The following is a 14925-nucleotide window of genomic DNA, read 5'->3' as shown; positions in this document are numbered from 1 at the left end:
CCGGAGTGCCACAGGGCGCGTTTTGTGACCAACCTGCGGGGGCGGCCGGCCCATGTCGGCGGTGACTTAACGACGGAAGAGGCCCTTCTGCTGGAAATCGACGGGGCAAAAGAAAGGAGGCCGAAGCACAAACGATGCTTCGACCTCCTGTTTTTCCGTGGTGGAGCTTATGAGAAAAACGGCGAACTCCACAAGCACCGCCAACCGCGCAGCTATCCAGCTTGATACTTGCATAGTTAGAGTATCGAAAAACTGGTTTGTTGTCGTTGGCACGTGCCAAAAATAGCAATTTCCGGTGTTTGCAAAACACCAGATGGGCGGCTTGCTGTAAGCCCGTCTAACGCCAGAAAGCGGGGCACCCCTTGTCAGGGTGCCCCGCTTGAACACTAATAAGAAAGCTTCTGGCCGGGGTAGATCGTATAAGGTGCCCCAATGCCGTTCTTGCTTGCGATGGTGTGCCAGTCGATACCGAGCGAAGCGCCAATCTCGCTGAGCGTGTCTCCGCTCTTGACGGTGTAGACGCGCGCAGCGCCAACGCCCGCCCTCTGGTTGACGATTGCCTGAACCTCGCTGAAGCGGTCGCCCAGAACGTCGCTGCGCGTCGGCACAACGCCGAACATTCCGCGTTCCACATCATCTGCGAGCTGAGAAGCGGAAGCGCCGTCAATGTAGTTGATGAGGTCTTGCACCTCTTGGTAACGGTCGCCGAGCTTTTCGCGGCGCTCATCGTCAACGCCATACTCGCCGCGCATGACCGCTGCTGCAAGGTCAAGCGTCGTGCCCTCCGGCGAAGGCTCGGCGACCTCTGCGGGCGGAACGTCGGGCGCTGCCGCGCCGGACGGGTTGGCAAACTTGCCCCACGCTTCGCGCGTCATATAGGCGATATCGAGATCAAGCGGCGCGTTGAAGCCATTGAGACGGCCATTCGACGTGTACTGGTGGATTGCGCAGCTACCCCAAGCGCCGAAGCCGCCATCGGGAAGCCACGGCGAAGACTGGTAGCCGGTGCGGTTGTTGTTAGCGTACTGCGCAACCCAGAGCGCGTGATTCGGCGCGATCTTCGACCAATCCTCTTCGGTGCAAACGCTACGGCTCATATAGACGATGCAGCGAACGCCGGTCTGATCGTAGACGTAATCGAGGAACTGCTTTGCCTTGTCGGTGCCGATGCGCCCGTACATCTCGTAATCGAGAACGGGAATGCCGTTGCCGAAGTAGTTACGGCAGCTTGCGACGAAGTGCTTAGCCTGAGCGATGGGGTCTTCTCCGTTCATGAAGTGATAGAAGCCCCAGAGCTTGCCGAGTTTGATAGCCTGCTGAATCCACGGGTCGCAGGTGTTGTGAACGATGGTGGTTCCCTCTGTCGCCTTGCAGATAACAAAATCGCAAGGCACCTGCGCGAGGTCAAGCCCGCGCTGGTAGTTAGAAATATCAATGCCGTTGAGTGCCATAGAAGCCCCCTCTGATGCAGTAGAAGTAATGAAAATCGACCTGCTCTAGCTCTTCGAGCGTGAAGGCGCGCGCTGAGTTCCCAGCGCTCGCCGGGTCGCGTATCCAGTAGCCGTCATCGTCTGCGCGCCAGATAAGCACGACGTGCCCGCCGTAGTCCCTATCGCCGAGCGTTCCGCTCATGCCAGCGAAGGCAAGCCACCCATCGGACACGTTTTGAAGGACGGGTGCGAGATCGTAAGAAATCGGCGTGCTCTCGATGCCGTATTCCGGGTAATGCTCGGCAATCCACGCGCAGAACTTGCCGGGGTCGTTAACGCCATCGGTAAGGCACGTGTCACCCACGAACGATGCGAGCGTGAGCGGCGTAATGTCCTGAAGCGTCATGTATTTGACAGCCATAGCCGCGCATGTAAGGCCGCAGCCGTGGTCGCCGATGGTTCCGCCCGCATAGGGTATGTAGTCCCATTGCGGGTCAGTCTGAAGCCATAGCGGCATGCTGTTACCCTCTGCAATCGGCCTATCGACCACGATTGCAAGGCGGTCTTCCTCAGCCGCCGCGTAGCCCTCTTCGCGCGCTTCAGCGAGCGCGCCCGCGTCGCTCTCGATATGGCCGACGATGAGCCAGCCGCAGAAGAGCATTGACGCGAGCGCGCCGGAAAGCACGAGGGCGACAGCCTTTAGCCTACTCATCGCGCTTCGGCTCGGTGTAGGTGAGCGCTTGCGCGGAATCGCCAACGCCCGCCGTGGTCGGGTCGGTCACGATGCCAAGAATCGCGAGCACGGCGAAAAGCGCGTTGATGATCGCGGCCAACTGCTCGTTCAGAACGCCGAAATCCCACTGGTAGCCGAACGGCGCGGCGACCACCTGCGCGAGCAGCAGGACGGCGGGAATGAGAGTCAGCCAGAACGTCTTGTTCTTGATACGTGCGGTGAAGTTAATCATTTCAGTTCTCCTTTTCATAGATGAGGTCTACGCGGTCGTAGATGTGATCGACCTTGTTTGCCATGTCGTGCGAGTGCTCGCGCGATTCCCTGATTTCGTCGTGCAGCGCCGCCGTGGAAGCCCTGAGAGATTCCATAGCGGCTTGCAGCCCTTCCGAAATGTTGTTGCTACGCTCCATCTGCGCAGCGATGCGGCCTTCCATTTCCGAGCGCTCGCGGTCGCGCTGTGCGCGCTCGTTGAGTTCGTCGCGCTTGCGCTCTTCGCGCTTCAGCTCTAGTTCTGCCTGCCGCGCCGCGTTTCGCTCTTCAAGCTCTGCCTTGCGCTCGTTGTTGCGCTGGTACTCGTTAAGCAGCTGCTTTGCGAGTATTCCGAAACCGATAGCAACGAGGAACGCGAAGAACCATTCGGCACCGAAGGCCGCTGCATGGTCTAAAACGCTCTCCGCCACGTCAGCCCTCCGTCACCTCTCGCCAGACGGTTTCTGTGCCGACAGCCCCCGGCTCCCAGACGTTGTTTGCAACGAGGGATTCCCAGACCTTGCCGTTGTGCTTGACGCGGGCACCGAGCGGGTAGGGATTCGTAGAATCAGGCTGCACCCATTCGGGCACTTCCTCTGTCGGCGTGTCGGGCGTGCCAGCTTCAAGCACCTTCGCCCAAAGGCTCGGCGCTGCCGTTGGTGACCAATCAGGCTGCGAAGTGTGCGCCTGAAGGCACGTGTAAAGCACGCCCTCGAAGCTCACGCGCTCGCCCTCGGAGTAGGCGTGGCCGTCGCCGTCCCACGCCGCGAAAAGCGCGGGGAACTTCGCCGCCACATCGCTAGAGAGCGACGGCGCTTGGCCGTCGAAAATGGCGATGATCGCGCGAAGCTTGCCCTCTTCCTCTTCGGTGAATGCCATGTGTTCCCCTTTCTCTCGCAACAAAAAAGCCCCCGCTAATGCGAGGGCTTCGATACCTTGCTATGTCGGCTTCCTCAGCCGAAAAGCTCCCTGTATAGCGCGTCCATGCGCTTTACCGTCTCGTGCGCGCTAAGGCGCTTCATGCTGCCGCGCCACGACTGGTAGGATTGGTTGACCTGCTCGACGGTCATAATCCCCTTGGCGACAAGCGCGGCTTGCTTCTTCAGCTTGCGCCGCTGCCGCGTCACGGAGGAACGGCACGGGCGAACGACAACCTTTCCGCCCTCGCCATATGAAAACCTCTTCTTCAGGAACACGAAGCCGCGCGTCAGCTTCACAACGCGCGTCTTCTTGCGGTTGATGATGATTCCCAGATCGTCGCAGAGCGCTTCGATGCGCGAAAGAGCGTCCCAAAGCGTCTGCTTGTCAAGGGCGATGCAATAGCTATCGTCCATGTATCGCCCGCTCGCCAAGATGCCCGGAAGGGACAGCATCAGATGGTCAACGGGCGACGGCAGGGCGACGGCTAGAATCTGGTTCGGCTCGCTGCCAAGACCCAAGCCGCGCGCGCCGTGAGCGTCTATCTGGTCGCTCATGACGCGCTTAACGCGCTCATCGTCAATGGCTCGGTCGATAAGGCACTTGCATGCGTCGTGGTCGATGTTTGCGAAGTAGTCCGCGAAATCGACCTGCAAGATGTAGCCTTCCGCTCCATGCTTTCGGTGGTGCTCGACAAGCTGGCGCTTCATGCGTCGAATCGCGTAGTCGGTGCCGCGCCCCTTGACGTTCGCTGTGCATCCCTCGGTGAGGGTAGGCCAGATCGCGGGCGCAAGCGCGTGACGGCTCAACGATTTCTGTATAACGCGCTCTGAGAAGTGGACAGAGCAGATGTGACGAAGCTTGCCGCGCTCGAACAAGTCAAACTCAATGAAGCCGCGCCGGAAGTCAGCGCCCGTGAGAAGGTCGCGCCGTGCTCTCATGATGTTTGGAACGACGCGCGCCATGTAGCGCTGAACGCTCGATTTCCAACGCACGCCAGCGGCAGCGCCGTTGGCGGCATCGTATAGGTTATCGAGATCGGCGACAGCTTCCAGCGTGCAACACTCGATGCGCCTAGCCCGGTTCTCAGCGCGCTTGGCATCGCGCCTTGCGCGCCGCGCAGCCCTGCGCTCTTCAGAGTTCATGAGGGCACCCCGCGCGGCTCGCAATCGGCATCCAGCAGCCGCTTGACGGTTGACCATGAAACGCGGTCGAACGCCGAGAACCGCGCCATGCAGGCAGCGAACGGCAACCGTCGCGGGGTGCATATTTACGGGCTTGCGCCCGATGGTCGCCCCTTCCTTCCTCAAATGCACGGCGCGCGGCGCTTCCGGCCGCACGGTCTGGCAATGCTTGGGAATCACGGCAGCGGGCGCACCCAGTCGTTCGTCGGCGCATTGTTGTTGGCATTGCCGTTGCTGTTGACATTGCACGCGCTAGACGAAGACCCGCCCATGACCGACCGCAGCCACCAATTGACGCGATGATTTCCAAGGGACAACGCGCGAACATTCTACCCCTTTCCAATGAGCTTCACGCCCGCGCGAGCGCCCTTTATGAGCTTTATATCGTTCTCGATGCTCTCTGAGATCTCTTCGAACTTAGCCACCTTGACGGGTAGCTTCATCGCAAGAAGGCATTGCAGGTCTTGGTAAAGCTGGTTTAGGTCTGCCAAGGCAAGCGTCATGTAATGCTTGCGTTCCTCGACGTTCCGCTGTGTGTTCGGGTAGAAGGCATCAGCCTTCACAAGGTTGAACACCACGCTTCGCGCCGTCTCCGCCATGGGGACGGCGAAGATGAAGCGATAGGATTTGGGCACCGCGCCCGAAGTGACAAGGCGCGTCACCTCGTTTCGAATCGAAACCGCAGTGTTGAAATACTCGAACGTGCTTAGGTTGCGGTTCCGCACATATACGCCGCTCAATTTGCAACATCCCCCCCCTCCGTGATTTTTGAAAATTGCTTCGCCCGCGCTTCGCGCGGGGAAGCAAAGGCGCATGCGCAAGGCATGCGCCAGACCAGTACCTAGTACGGCTGATTTTATCAGCCTAGGAGGAAGCACGGCAGGGGGCGCATCCAGTCGTGCGTCGGGGCAAGGTAGTAGGCAGAGCCGTTGCTGTAGACATAGCACGCGTGGGACGAAGACCCGCCCACGACGGAGCGCAGCCACCAAGCGACGCGACCGCCCGCGATGCGGCTTGCGGTGTCAGTGAAGATGGGGAACTGACTATCGAAGCCTACAGAGTAGCCCTTGCTTCCCCAGACCGGGCACCCGTAAACCTCCATCTCTGAGGGCGACCAAATCTTGCCCAAGTCTGCCCAGCTCCAACCGCTCGCTTCTGTGAGATTTCCCGAAGACGAATAGCGCTCTTCGAGAAGCACACGCTGCGCCATGATCGCGTTCTGAAGCGCGGTCGGCAGCGCTGGCAGGAAGTCGTTGATTTCCCAGTCGTGCAGCTTCGAAACCAAGTAAGGGTGCTTTTCCTCGGCGGTACCGTTGTTGTCGTTCGTATCTCGCCACTGAAGATAGCTGGTGTTTGATGCCTTGTCTCCGGTGACGCTCACGGGCGCGAGCGGCACCATGACGATATGGTGCCCCTTCGCTGTGTCGCCGCACTGGTAATAGTGGTCGATAGCGCCGATGCGGTAGCGCACCGTCTGCGACGGCACGTTAGCGCCCGCCGTGATGGGAACGTCGATGTAATCGCCGATTCGAAGACCGGCGAAGTTGGCGCTTCGAGCGCGGTTCCGAAGCCATGTGTAAACGTCGGTGCTCCCGATCTCGCTTGCGAAGACCGAAGCGAGCGAGCGACCGCCGTATGCGTTGATGATGTGCTGCCGGTCGTATTCCTCTGCGGTGGTGACGGCGTTTGCCGAGTTTCGCGCCGAAGTGTCCTTCAGGTTGTATGCCGTTCCGTTGATCGAGAACTTGGAAAGGTCAGCCATGGTACCCCCTTAGTTGAGCGTGGCCGTCTCGCCGCTCATGCTCGCCTGCGCGACCGTGAGCGTTTCGCCCGACAGCGCGCTTCGGCGGCTCGCGGGCATGTAGGCCGTTTCCTTGATAACCACGTAATCGTCTTGCAGCTCGGCGACGGCGGTAGCGAGCACCGCGTTAGCGTCGCGTAGCTCTTCAACCTCATCGTCAGAAGGCGGCTCGATAGCCGCGATGCTGTTTGCGATGTTGAGCGCGTTCTGAGCCGCAGCCGTCGCATCGTCCGCAGCTCCGTTCGCCGCAGCGGCGGCGGAGTTCGCGTTAGAAGCAGCCGTGTTCGCCGCGCTCGCAGCCGCGTTGGCCTTGGATGTGGCCGCGTCGGCGTTGGTCTTCGCCGTGTTCGCAGCCGATGCCGCGTTGTTCGCCGCCGTTGTTGCCTTGTCGGCGTTTGCCTTCGCCGTGTTCGCCGCCGAAGCTGCGCTTGTCGCCGACGCTGCGGCATCGTTTGCAGCCTTCGCGGCGTTGGTCGCGCTCGTAGCAGCCGAGTTCGCCTTGCTCGCGGCGCTGTTCGCCGCGCTGGCCGCGCTGTTGGCTGAGCTTACGGCCTGATTGCCACGGTCGATGAGGTCTTGAACGGCATCGTCCCAGTTCTGCGCGGGCTGCTGACCGTCAAGCGCGCTGCGCAGGATATCGAGTGCGAACCGCTCCGTTGAGTAGGTGTTTCCGTCCTTCGTTATCGTGAAGTAGGCTTCATCAGTGTAACCGGGCACACTGCAAAGCTTGGATTCGTCAACCGTGATCGTGGCGGCGTTACCGCTCACCGAGCACTGGCCGCGATAGTAGTTGCGCTTGTTCGGCAGAAGCACCACGAGCCATGCCGTAGCGCCGGAAAGCGCGAACTCAGCGCCGTTGTCGTAGATAAGCGCCTTGATTGTGGTTCCGCCATCGTCGCCCTGACCCACCTTGACGCAGGCTCCCGTTCCCTCCTTCGAGATATCGAGTTCCAACGTCCGCGTGTTGCTCATTGCGCGCCTCCTTTCAGCTTGTCCTCTATTGCTGAAATACGTTCATCAAGTTCTTGAATTGCTTTTGTGATGTACGGAATCAGTCTTTGTTCGCTGATTTGCTTTCGCTCTCCTTCTGTGCCCTCTCCGACGGTAAAAGCAAAGCCCTTGTTGATTTCTTCCAGTTCCTGCGCGATGTATCCGCAGTCAACACAGCAGCCTTCATGGGTTTCACCGAACCCGTCTACAACGTCCTTCCATCTGAACGTTCTATGCTTAATTGATCTGATAACACTGAGAGCATCTACCGGAGAATCTGTTATTGATTCCTTCATGCGAGCGTCTGAATGCCATGCAGACAGACCATAAGCACCGAAGATGGTCTGAATCTCAAGGTAAGAACCGCTTGTCGCGTTGAAAACAAAACGAAAGTTGTTAGCGTTTTCCGAAACGACAGCGAAGCCGCTCTTTCCGGTCTCATAGTCGTTGAAGAAAATAGGTGAGCAGCAATCTAGCAGCCCCCCTACGCTTGTAATCGCGACGTCAACATAACCGTCATGGGTATAGCCCTCTAAATACGGGTTGTCGCTATGGGATGCAATGTGCATCCCGCCTTCTCCAAGCCAGCTAACCTTGTTTAGACCTGCTTCTGAGTTGACGTTATCTCCTTCGCCCTTTTCTCCGATGCATATTTCTCCGCCGGATATCTTTATTGCGTCTACCCCGTTTGTCGTGAAAAAGTAACCTTGACTTGCTTTTGTGTATGATGTTTCGCTTCCATATCGATAGATCGCACCTTCGATTGTTCCGCCCTTGATGTAGTCGCCGTTGATGGTTCCAGCCTTGATGTAATCGCCGTTGATATAGAGCTTCCCGTTGCTGAGGTAAACGCCCTGCGTCTGCCCGTTATTCGTCAGTCGATTGAACACATCGAGCTGCGTGAGCGAGTTGTCTAGGTCGTTCGTGCTCTGGTTGCCGCTCGTGAGCGCCCGCGCGAGAACGGGGTCGGTGTAGGTAACCGTCCCGTCAGACCACGTGGTGCGGCTGCGCGTCCAGTAGTAGCGACCGGCCACCCACGTCTGCTGCGTGGTTGACCAAGAGCCGCCCGCTTGCGTGGTGCTGCTGGTGCTCAGGTAGTATTGCTCCACTACCTCTGAAACGCCGATGCCGCTTGCGCTGGCGATCAACTGAGCTTCGGTGTACTCCGTTGAGCCGTCGGCGAGCGTCATCTTGGTTCTCTGCCAGAGGTACTTTCCCCTCTGCCAAGTCGCGCTCGTTGACCAAGACACCGCTGCGTTGTATCGCTTCCTCTTGGCTCGATGCAAGGCCGGTCAGTGCGCCAGCAGCACCGATGATGCCGCCAGACAAAGCGGTTCCTGCGCTCGAAACCTTAGACCCGGCGTTTGAAATAGCGTCGGCGTTGTCCTCGATGGTCTGGCCGAGCTTGCCAAGCGCGGTCTTAGACCCTTCGGCCTGTCGCGCCGTGTCCGCAAGCTCGCTGCCGTAGCTGTCAAGCTGGCGCTCGCACCTCACTATCGCGAGCTTAAGGCTGTCGTACTGCGCTTCTTCCTGAGCCGTGAGCTTAGCGCCGCTCTGCTTCTTGCTTTCAAGTTGCTGAAGAGCCTGCTTATACATGTCAAGCTGCTTCTTTGTTTCCTCAACAGACTTGTTGAGGGCATTCATCTTAAGCTCAAGAAGATCGGCGTTGCTTGGGTCGAATTTCAGCTCTCTGTTCACGTCCCGAAGGTTGCTTTGGGCGTTGCGCGCTTGCTTCTGAACGGATTTCAGCGCATCTTGAAGACCCGTCGTGTCGCCGCCGAACTTGATAACAAGACCCTTGTAGGAAACAGCCACGTAATCACCCCTCTTCGGTTGTCAAAGTCCCATGAGTGCTTGAAGCAACGCGCCCTCGCGGGTGCGCTGCCGTCAAGAACTCACTTCACGTCATGACCAGAACGCGGCTTCTGCCTTGCGCGCCTTCTCGTCCTCGTCGTAGTGCTCCGCAGCGTCGGCGTAGAACGCGTTGAGTTCCAGAAGGTCTTGAACCTGCCGGTAGCTCATCATCTGAAGGTCTGATAGCGTCAGGCCGCATTGCTGGCAGTTGTAGATGTATCGCGCGTCGCACGCGTCGCTAAGCTCGCTTGTCAGCGGCGGCGCTTTCCTCTTCGGCGGGCGCGGCTTCCACGTCCTCTTTCGCCGAAGGAAAAAAGTTGTCCTCGACAATTCGCATCACGTCGGAAGCCCAACCGTCCTTGCGCTCCAAGTTGTACGCGTCCGATGGGAAAGAAGAAACCCACTCATCGAATCCGGTATCGAACTTCGGCGTTGCGGTCTTGATGCACGCGTAGAAGATTTCGAGCAGCGGGACGATAGCGGGCACGTCGCTAGTCATGAGAGAACCGGCGATCTTAGAAACCGCATCCGCAATGTCCTTCGGGCGCTTCCTTCCGCCCTCGACAACCTCATTGAAGCATCGAGAATAGGCGATCGGCGTGAACGCGTTGAAGGTCGCTTCGTAGCTCTTTTCGCCAACCTTGATAAGCATTCGCCACCTCCTAGGCCGTCGGCTCAGTCTTGTGCGCAAGCTCGATGTTCACCGCATCGAAGAACGTTGCATAGTCGGCAAGCCCGGTAAAGCTGTCGTAACCGCTCGTGCGAATGTCGGTTGCGGGAATGGTGACGGGTCGCCATGTGAACGGATAGTCAAGCTGCGTGATCTCTGGCGTGTCCTGAACGGTGTTAAGCTCCTGCGTCGGCTTCGAGAGCTGGCACATGAGAAGGCATCGGCGGCGACCGAGCACGTGCCCCGGCTGCTCGCACATGAACGCGAACTTCTTAGGCGTGCGGTCGGCGCTAAGGATGGTTCGCCCGTCCTGCGCGATTTCGTAGCCCACGAGGTCTGCGATGAGCTGCCGCAGCTCGGCGGTGCTCTCGGTGTCGTAGAAGCTCATGGTTCCAGAGCCGCCGTTGTCCTGCTGCTTGTCAAGCCACGGTTCGTTGTCGGCGTAGCTCGTTGCCGTCTCAACTGTAGGCTCCATGCTGATAGCGACGGTGCCCGCGACGTGCACGGGGTCTTCGTAGGTAAGCGCGTCTTCGTCGGTGCAGATCGCGAAATGCGAGTTCTTCACGCCGAAGAATCCGTTTCGTGCCATTTGTTTTCTCCTAACTCTCGGCGACGTTCACAGTGAACGCCGCTTCGGTAAGCTCTTCTGAATCAATGTTCGTGATGCTCAGCGTGAACGAGCACTCTGCGGCTTCGAGCGCATCGCGTATGCGTTTCTCGGTCGCGTAGTCGCGGTGCCGCGTGTAGAGCGCGATATCGTAGGGCATCCACGAAAGGTAGGTGCCGTTGTCCGCGTAGGCCGCTTCGTTGTAGCCCGCGACAAGGCAGATGAAGGGCGGTGCCGGTTCCTCACCGTCAGCGAAGCGCTGGTTAGCCCACGGGATGCCGAGCGAATCGAGAACGCCGCAGAGCGCCTTTAGCTCAATCATCGTCCGTCGCCCCCCATCTCCGCGAACTCTCGCGCCACTTGGTCTGCAACCTTCCTGATAACGCCGTCGCCGGGAACGGTGCCGTAATCCTCGCCAGTCTGGTTCGTGATCTGGTGGCCGTTCTCCAACAGGTGCGTTAGCTGGTATCGCCGGTTGTGCACGGTGCATTCGGTGCCCGTCTCATCGGTCTTAACATCGGCCTTCCAGCCCTTCTTGTAAGCACCGGTGCGCACCTTGCTTTCTTGCTTCAACAGCTTTACGGCGCGCCTTCCGGCTTCGCCCGCGTTCTCAGCGAGCGCGGAAACGTTGTCTTCCACGCACTCTTTCATGCAGCTGCTTATGAACCGCTCGATGCTCTGCTCAGCCACGGTCGCCCACCACCTCAGCGAGCGTCAGGCGCACGAAGTCGGGGCTTGACCTGTCAACGCGCGCGACCGTGAGCCGCGCGCCGTCGAACTCGACTAGCCGCTCACCTTCGTATGCGCTCTTGCGAATCTGCAATACGGCTTCGGGGTGTACGCCAGCGGCAGCGGCGGCGTAGTAGGCGGCATCGCCCATAGAGAAGACGTTGCAGAACACCTTGCGCTTTGTTTCCTCCGTCTGCTGCACGCCGTATTCGTCCTTCTGGACGGTCTTAGCGATGAGCTGGCACGTGCCAGCCCACATGCTCATTTCACGCCCCCGAACTCCGAGCTGCCGCGCATCATGGTTAGCAGATCGTCGAAGCTCTGAGTAAGGCGGTCGGCATCGGGGTTGTCCATGCCGAAGTTCGCCTTGCAGTAGACCTTCACCGCGAGCCGAACCGTGCTGTTCGAATCGTCGGCGGCTACGGCATCGGCAACGCCGCCCGCGCGCATCGCGGCGCGGGCGGCTTCGATGAGGTCTTCGATCTCAGCGTCAAAGTCGGTGCAGTCGGCGGGAATCCTCAGCGCTTCGCGGCACGCGTCAAGCAGCTTCGGCTTCTCTGCCATGCGGCACCTCCTAAGCCTTAACGGCGGTGCCGATGGTGAGCTGGCCAAAAGACTTAGGCACGACAAGCCCGCCGTCGAAGAGCAGGTATCCGTCAAAGCAGCGCTTCTGAGTACCCGGCTCGACGTAGGGCGTAACGTCCACGCCGTCGAAGATGTTTCCACGGAACAGGTCGGGATAGCCCGCCTTGATGATGCCATCGGCCATAGAATCGTCGCGCTTAACGAGCTTGCCGAAGATATGACCCTCAACGGCGGGGTCTTCGGTCTTCTCGTCCACGAAGTAAGAGCGCCCGTTGGCATCCTCGACCATAGCAATGTGGTTCCAAATGGTGTTGCCGTTGGCGTAGATAATGCAGCCCTTCGGCGCGGGGTTGCCGTAGGTGTAGAGCATGCCCAGAAGCTTGGTGATATCAGCCTTCTTCAGGGTGCCAGCGGTGGCGCAGTTAATCTTGTTGCCGGAATCCATGCCGAGCGTGCCGTCAACAGTCTTGGCGTGGACACGCGCGTTGGCGGCGACGGCAAGGCGCGCGCCGGTCTCGTTGACGATGTACTGCTCAAAGCCGCTGATAGACTGAACCGCCATCTTGCGGCTCATCTTGACGGTCTTCTTGATCTCCTCGCCCGTAAGGGTGATGGTGTCGAACTCGTTCTTCTCCTCATCGGCGGGCGCTGCCCCCTCATCGGTCTTCGCAGCGTCACCAGCCTTGATGCTCTTATGACGGATAAGCTCGAACTGGTGCGGGAAGTTGTCCTTGTGGATATCGCCGTAGAGAACAGCCGTGTTGTCAATCAGCGTGAAAATCTGCGTCTGAAGCTCGACGGGGATAACCGCATCGGTGTTGCTGGTCAGATGCGTGAACGCGGTGCGGCGCTCGACAAGCGCGTTGTAAGCGTCGCGCTCAACCTGCGTGAAATCGGTGCCCTCGATGAGCTGCACGCCGCTCCGGCGGGCAATGTCCTTCACCCAAGCGCGGCGGGCGGCGGCGTTGTAGTCGGTCGTGTCGCGCACCTGCGGCAGAGCGCCGCGAGCGCTCGCGGAAGTGCCCAGCGGCACGGAATCGACGCGGCGGGCGCTGCCGTTCTCGATAGCGGCGCGCGCAGCGGCGACGGTCGCGGCGTGGCTGTCGCGGCGCTGCGCTGCGGATGCGTTTCGCTTCTCGATCTCGGCGGTAAGCGCGCTCATGCGCTCAGCGTCCTGCTCGGTCGGCTCAGTCTCGGTTCCGTCATCGGCGGGCTTGTACTTGTCGATAAGCCCCTGAAGCTCGTTAAGCAGGTCATCCATAGTCATTTCGTCCATTGTCCTAAACCTTTCTGCTCTTGGCGATTGCCAGCGTCGCCCTCGCGATTGCAAGGGCACTCTTACGGCGCGCAAGCTCCTTGCGCGACTGCTCAATCACTCCGTTGAGCAGGTTTCTTGCTGAAATCTCCGTATTGGGGTCAGCCGGAAGGCTCACCGCCGACACGTCGAAAACCTTTTTGACGCGCGTAATGGTCGTGGTGTGCGTGTCCCGGTCGTATTCGTCCGCGCCCACGCTGAAAGCCCACGACATGCGCGTAATAAGGCCGTTAGTAATCTCTTCGTAAAGGTCGCGCGCGGCCTGAGATCCGCTAAGGTCTGCCGCGATGAAAAGCCCGTGCTTGTCAGGCTCGACAATGAGCGTGTTGTTGCTCATGCGCGCAAGCACCTTGCCCGTATGGTCGTACTGCATGATAACGTCGCTCATGTCCGCGCCGTCGAAAGCGCCGGGGTCGATGATCTCGCGATACTCGTTGCCGTCCCAGTCGGTGAAAAGCACGTATGGGTCGTTGAATGTCGATGCGTAGCCCTCGACGTAGTAATCGGTGTCAAAGCGCTTGTTCGCGCTTCCGTCAGCCGTCCGCACGTTGAGCGGCACGGCAAGGGAACGGTATTGCCGCTCACTCGGTTTCGCTGGCATCGTCTACCTCCTTGCTGGTTCCAACGCCGCTGCTCGCGTCGATAGCGGCTATGTTTGCGTTCGTCTCTGCGGCCTGCGCCGCCTGTTCCGCCGTGTGCTCGCTGATGAGCGCAAGGTCGATGTACTCGCCGCGTATGACGTGCCGCTCTCCGCCGTCGTAGTGCGCCGATTGGAAAACATCGGCAACCTGATTGCCGCACCAGATTCCACGGTCGAACAGCGCGACCGAGACGTTAAGCTTCGTCGTGTTGCTGGCGAACTCTAGTCGGTTCGCGCTGAACATGATTGAGTTTCCGTGCGCTATCTCGTTCGACGTGTACGTCATGGAGGTGATAACGAACCCGAGCTGAACAGCGAACGGCTCGATGCGTCCTTCGTAGTAGCTGTTGAAGGTGTCTTCGTCCGCGCAGTTCGTGACGATATCCTCATTGGAGCCGAAGAAGCGGTAAGCGCTCTTCTCTATTCGCTCCATCTGCGCCGCATCGACCGTGTAGCTTGTCGGCGTGATCTGCTCAACGTCCGAAAACAGCTTGTCGTATACCGCGATTCCTCCCGCGTTGTCGGCGGAAAGCTGAGCGTTGAACGCCTTGCGCGCCCGCTCTTGGTCGCCTTCGTTTCGGTTCTGGCTCAGCTTGCCGATAAAGCGAATTGCCGCGCCCTGATTGATAGCCGCTTGCTCTGCTTCGTTCTGAGCGTGCATAAGCTCCAACGTCGGCTGAAGAACGTTCGTGCCGTCGCCGAACAAATCGCTTTGGTACTGGTGGCGCGTCATCACGCCGACGCGCGACCACTCGACAAGCACGCTGTCGCCGGTCGGGAACGTGAGCATTAGCCAAAGCTCGCCGTCAACGTCGTATGCTTCGCACTGGCTCGGCAGCACGGGATAGTACCCGGTGATCGTAAGTCCGTCGCCAGCGTCGATGGGCACGATAAGCGCCGTGTCGTTGACCTGAAGAATCGTCCAAATGCGCTTTATGAACTGCGGCGTGGTCATCCACGGGTTAGGCTGCTGCCTGAGAGCGCGCGCGGCGACAGGCTGAGCAGAGCCGGAAACCTCCGGCTTCAGCTTGCTTGCGTGATCTGCGCCGCTCTCGATGATGCTACGCGTAAGCTCTGCTTCGTAAAGCCCGCCCTGCCATGTCGTGAACGACGGGGCATATGCCGTGAACGTGGAGAAATAGCCGTTTACCGCTTGCATCTGCGGACGGTGGAACACCGCATCGAAGAGCGAGCGCAAAAACGGTTGTGATCTGCTCAAC

At 59.4% G+C, this 14925-nt stretch carries 23 protein-coding genes; 2 read left to right on the top strand and 21 right to left on the bottom strand.

The annotated features are described in order from the left end of the window. On the top strand, positions 1 to 225 hold a 225-nt coding region (locus ACWKY3_RS02865; RefSeq protein WP_449314909.1), incomplete at its 5' end, for a hypothetical protein. Between the two features lie 161 nt (positions 226 to 386). Here the strand turns inward: ACWKY3_RS02865 and ACWKY3_RS02860 are convergent. The 6 genes from ACWKY3_RS02860 to ACWKY3_RS02835 all read right to left on the bottom strand — a co-directional run bounded on the left by ACWKY3_RS02860 (position 387) and on the right by ACWKY3_RS02835 (position 4139). Then, positions 387 to 1451: a LysM peptidoglycan-binding domain-containing protein gene (locus ACWKY3_RS02860; protein WP_087193577.1), complete on the bottom strand. Its 1065-nt coding sequence runs from the start codon at positions 1449 to 1451 to the stop codon at positions 387 to 389. Then, complete coding sequence (locus ACWKY3_RS02855) at positions 1432 to 2142, bottom strand: C39 family peptidase (RefSeq protein WP_449314908.1); 711 nt, start codon at positions 2140 to 2142, stop codon at positions 1432 to 1434. Before ACWKY3_RS02855 ends, ACWKY3_RS02860 begins: the two co-directional genes overlap by 20 nt. Next, positions 2135 to 2395: a phage holin gene (locus tag ACWKY3_RS02850; RefSeq protein WP_346679344.1), complete on the bottom strand. Its 261-nt coding sequence runs from the start codon at positions 2393 to 2395 to the stop codon at positions 2135 to 2137. The genes ACWKY3_RS02855 and ACWKY3_RS02850 overlap by 8 nt, the downstream gene beginning before the upstream one ends. 1 nt (position 2396) lies before the next feature. Continuing rightward, positions 2397 to 2843: a hypothetical protein gene (locus ACWKY3_RS02845; RefSeq protein ID WP_087193580.1), complete on the bottom strand. Its 447-nt coding sequence runs from the start codon at positions 2841 to 2843 to the stop codon at positions 2397 to 2399. A gap of 1 nt (position 2844) precedes the next feature. Further along, positions 2845 to 3291, bottom strand: a complete 447-nt coding sequence (locus tag ACWKY3_RS02840; protein ID WP_449314907.1) for a carbohydrate-binding protein — start codon at positions 3289 to 3291, stop codon at positions 2845 to 2847. A gap of 74 nt (positions 3292 to 3365) precedes the next feature. Further along, entirely contained in the window at positions 3366 to 4139 is a 774-nt protein-coding gene (locus ACWKY3_RS02835; RefSeq protein WP_449314906.1) for an RNA-directed DNA polymerase, read from the bottom strand. A 42-nt stretch (positions 4140 to 4181) separates the two neighbouring features. On the opposite strand from ACWKY3_RS02835, the gene ACWKY3_RS02830 reads away from it, so the two are divergent. Further along, the gene (locus tag ACWKY3_RS02830) at positions 4182 to 4358 is read left to right on the top strand and encodes a hypothetical protein (protein ID WP_449314905.1); all 177 of its coding nucleotides are present in this window, start codon (positions 4182 to 4184) and stop codon (positions 4356 to 4358) included. 332 nt (positions 4359 to 4690) lie between these two features. On the opposite strand, the gene ACWKY3_RS02825 is transcribed toward ACWKY3_RS02830, so the two are convergent. The 15 genes from ACWKY3_RS02825 to ACWKY3_RS02755 all read right to left on the bottom strand — a co-directional run bounded on the left by ACWKY3_RS02825 (position 4691) and on the right by ACWKY3_RS02755 (position 14924). Then, positions 4691 to 4786, bottom strand: a complete 96-nt coding sequence (locus tag ACWKY3_RS02825) for a hypothetical protein (RefSeq protein ID WP_229071514.1) — start codon at positions 4784 to 4786, stop codon at positions 4691 to 4693. A 57-nt stretch (positions 4787 to 4843) separates the two neighbouring features. Next, complete coding sequence (locus tag ACWKY3_RS02820; protein ID WP_195535016.1) at positions 4844 to 5254, bottom strand: hypothetical protein; 411 nt, start codon at positions 5252 to 5254, stop codon at positions 4844 to 4846. A 119-nt stretch (positions 5255 to 5373) separates the two neighbouring features. Continuing rightward, positions 5374 to 6276, bottom strand: coding sequence for a DUF6273 domain-containing protein (locus ACWKY3_RS02815; RefSeq protein ID WP_449314904.1), 903 nt, complete (start codon positions 6274 to 6276; stop codon positions 5374 to 5376). A gap of 9 nt (positions 6277 to 6285) precedes the next feature. Further along, positions 6286 to 7287, bottom strand: coding sequence for a BppU family phage baseplate upper protein (locus ACWKY3_RS02810; RefSeq protein ID WP_449314903.1), 1002 nt, complete (start codon positions 7285 to 7287; stop codon positions 6286 to 6288). After that, positions 7284 to 7601, bottom strand: a complete 318-nt coding sequence (locus ACWKY3_RS02805) for a tail fiber domain-containing protein (RefSeq protein WP_449314911.1) — start codon at positions 7599 to 7601, stop codon at positions 7284 to 7286. Before ACWKY3_RS02805 ends, ACWKY3_RS02810 begins: the two co-directional genes overlap by 4 nt. 691 nt (positions 7602 to 8292) lie before the next feature. Beyond that, positions 8293 to 9120 (bottom strand): hypothetical protein, encoded by an 828-nt coding sequence (locus tag ACWKY3_RS02800; RefSeq protein ID WP_449314902.1) that lies wholly within the window; start codon positions 9118 to 9120, stop codon positions 8293 to 8295. A gap of 277 nt (positions 9121 to 9397) precedes the next feature. Continuing rightward, complete coding sequence (locus ACWKY3_RS02795) at positions 9398 to 9811, bottom strand: hypothetical protein (protein ID WP_449314901.1); 414 nt, start codon at positions 9809 to 9811, stop codon at positions 9398 to 9400. Between the two features lie 10 nt (positions 9812 to 9821). After that, positions 9822 to 10418 carry a major tail protein gene (locus ACWKY3_RS02790; protein ID WP_449314900.1) on the bottom strand — a complete coding sequence of 199 codons (597 nt, stop codon included), beginning with the start codon at positions 10416 to 10418 and terminating at the stop codon, positions 9822 to 9824. A 10-nt stretch (positions 10419 to 10428) separates the two neighbouring features. Further along, positions 10429 to 10758: a hypothetical protein gene (locus ACWKY3_RS02785; RefSeq protein ID WP_449314899.1), complete on the bottom strand. Its 330-nt coding sequence runs from the start codon at positions 10756 to 10758 to the stop codon at positions 10429 to 10431. Continuing rightward, complete coding sequence (locus ACWKY3_RS02780) at positions 10755 to 11126, bottom strand: hypothetical protein (RefSeq protein WP_271737659.1); 372 nt, start codon at positions 11124 to 11126, stop codon at positions 10755 to 10757. The genes ACWKY3_RS02785 and ACWKY3_RS02780 overlap by 4 nt, the downstream gene beginning before the upstream one ends. Then, positions 11119 to 11430, bottom strand: coding sequence for a hypothetical protein (locus ACWKY3_RS02775; RefSeq protein WP_449314898.1), 312 nt, complete (start codon positions 11428 to 11430; stop codon positions 11119 to 11121). Before ACWKY3_RS02775 ends, ACWKY3_RS02780 begins: the two co-directional genes overlap by 8 nt. Then, the gene (locus ACWKY3_RS02770; RefSeq protein WP_449314897.1) at positions 11427 to 11729 is read right to left on the bottom strand and encodes a head-tail connector protein; all 303 of its coding nucleotides are present in this window, start codon (positions 11727 to 11729) and stop codon (positions 11427 to 11429) included. Before ACWKY3_RS02770 ends, ACWKY3_RS02775 begins: the two co-directional genes overlap by 4 nt. A gap of 10 nt (positions 11730 to 11739) precedes the next feature. Continuing rightward, positions 11740 to 13026 carry a phage major capsid protein gene (locus ACWKY3_RS02765; RefSeq protein ID WP_449314896.1) on the bottom strand — a complete coding sequence of 429 codons (1287 nt, stop codon included), beginning with the start codon at positions 13024 to 13026 and terminating at the stop codon, positions 11740 to 11742. Positions 13027 to 13030: 4 nt separating this feature from the next. Next, entirely contained in the window at positions 13031 to 13666 is a 636-nt protein-coding gene (locus tag ACWKY3_RS02760; protein ID WP_449314895.1) for an HK97 family phage prohead protease, read from the bottom strand. Continuing rightward, a complete protein-coding gene (locus ACWKY3_RS02755; protein ID WP_449314894.1) occupies positions 13647 to 14924 on the bottom strand; it encodes a phage portal protein in 1278 nt (425 codons plus the stop codon). Before ACWKY3_RS02755 ends, ACWKY3_RS02760 begins: the two co-directional genes overlap by 20 nt. Position 14925: the final 1 nt, after the last annotated feature.

Source organism: Rubneribacter sp. (assembly GCF_965361815.1).
This window is presented reverse-complemented; position numbering and strand designations above follow the sequence as displayed.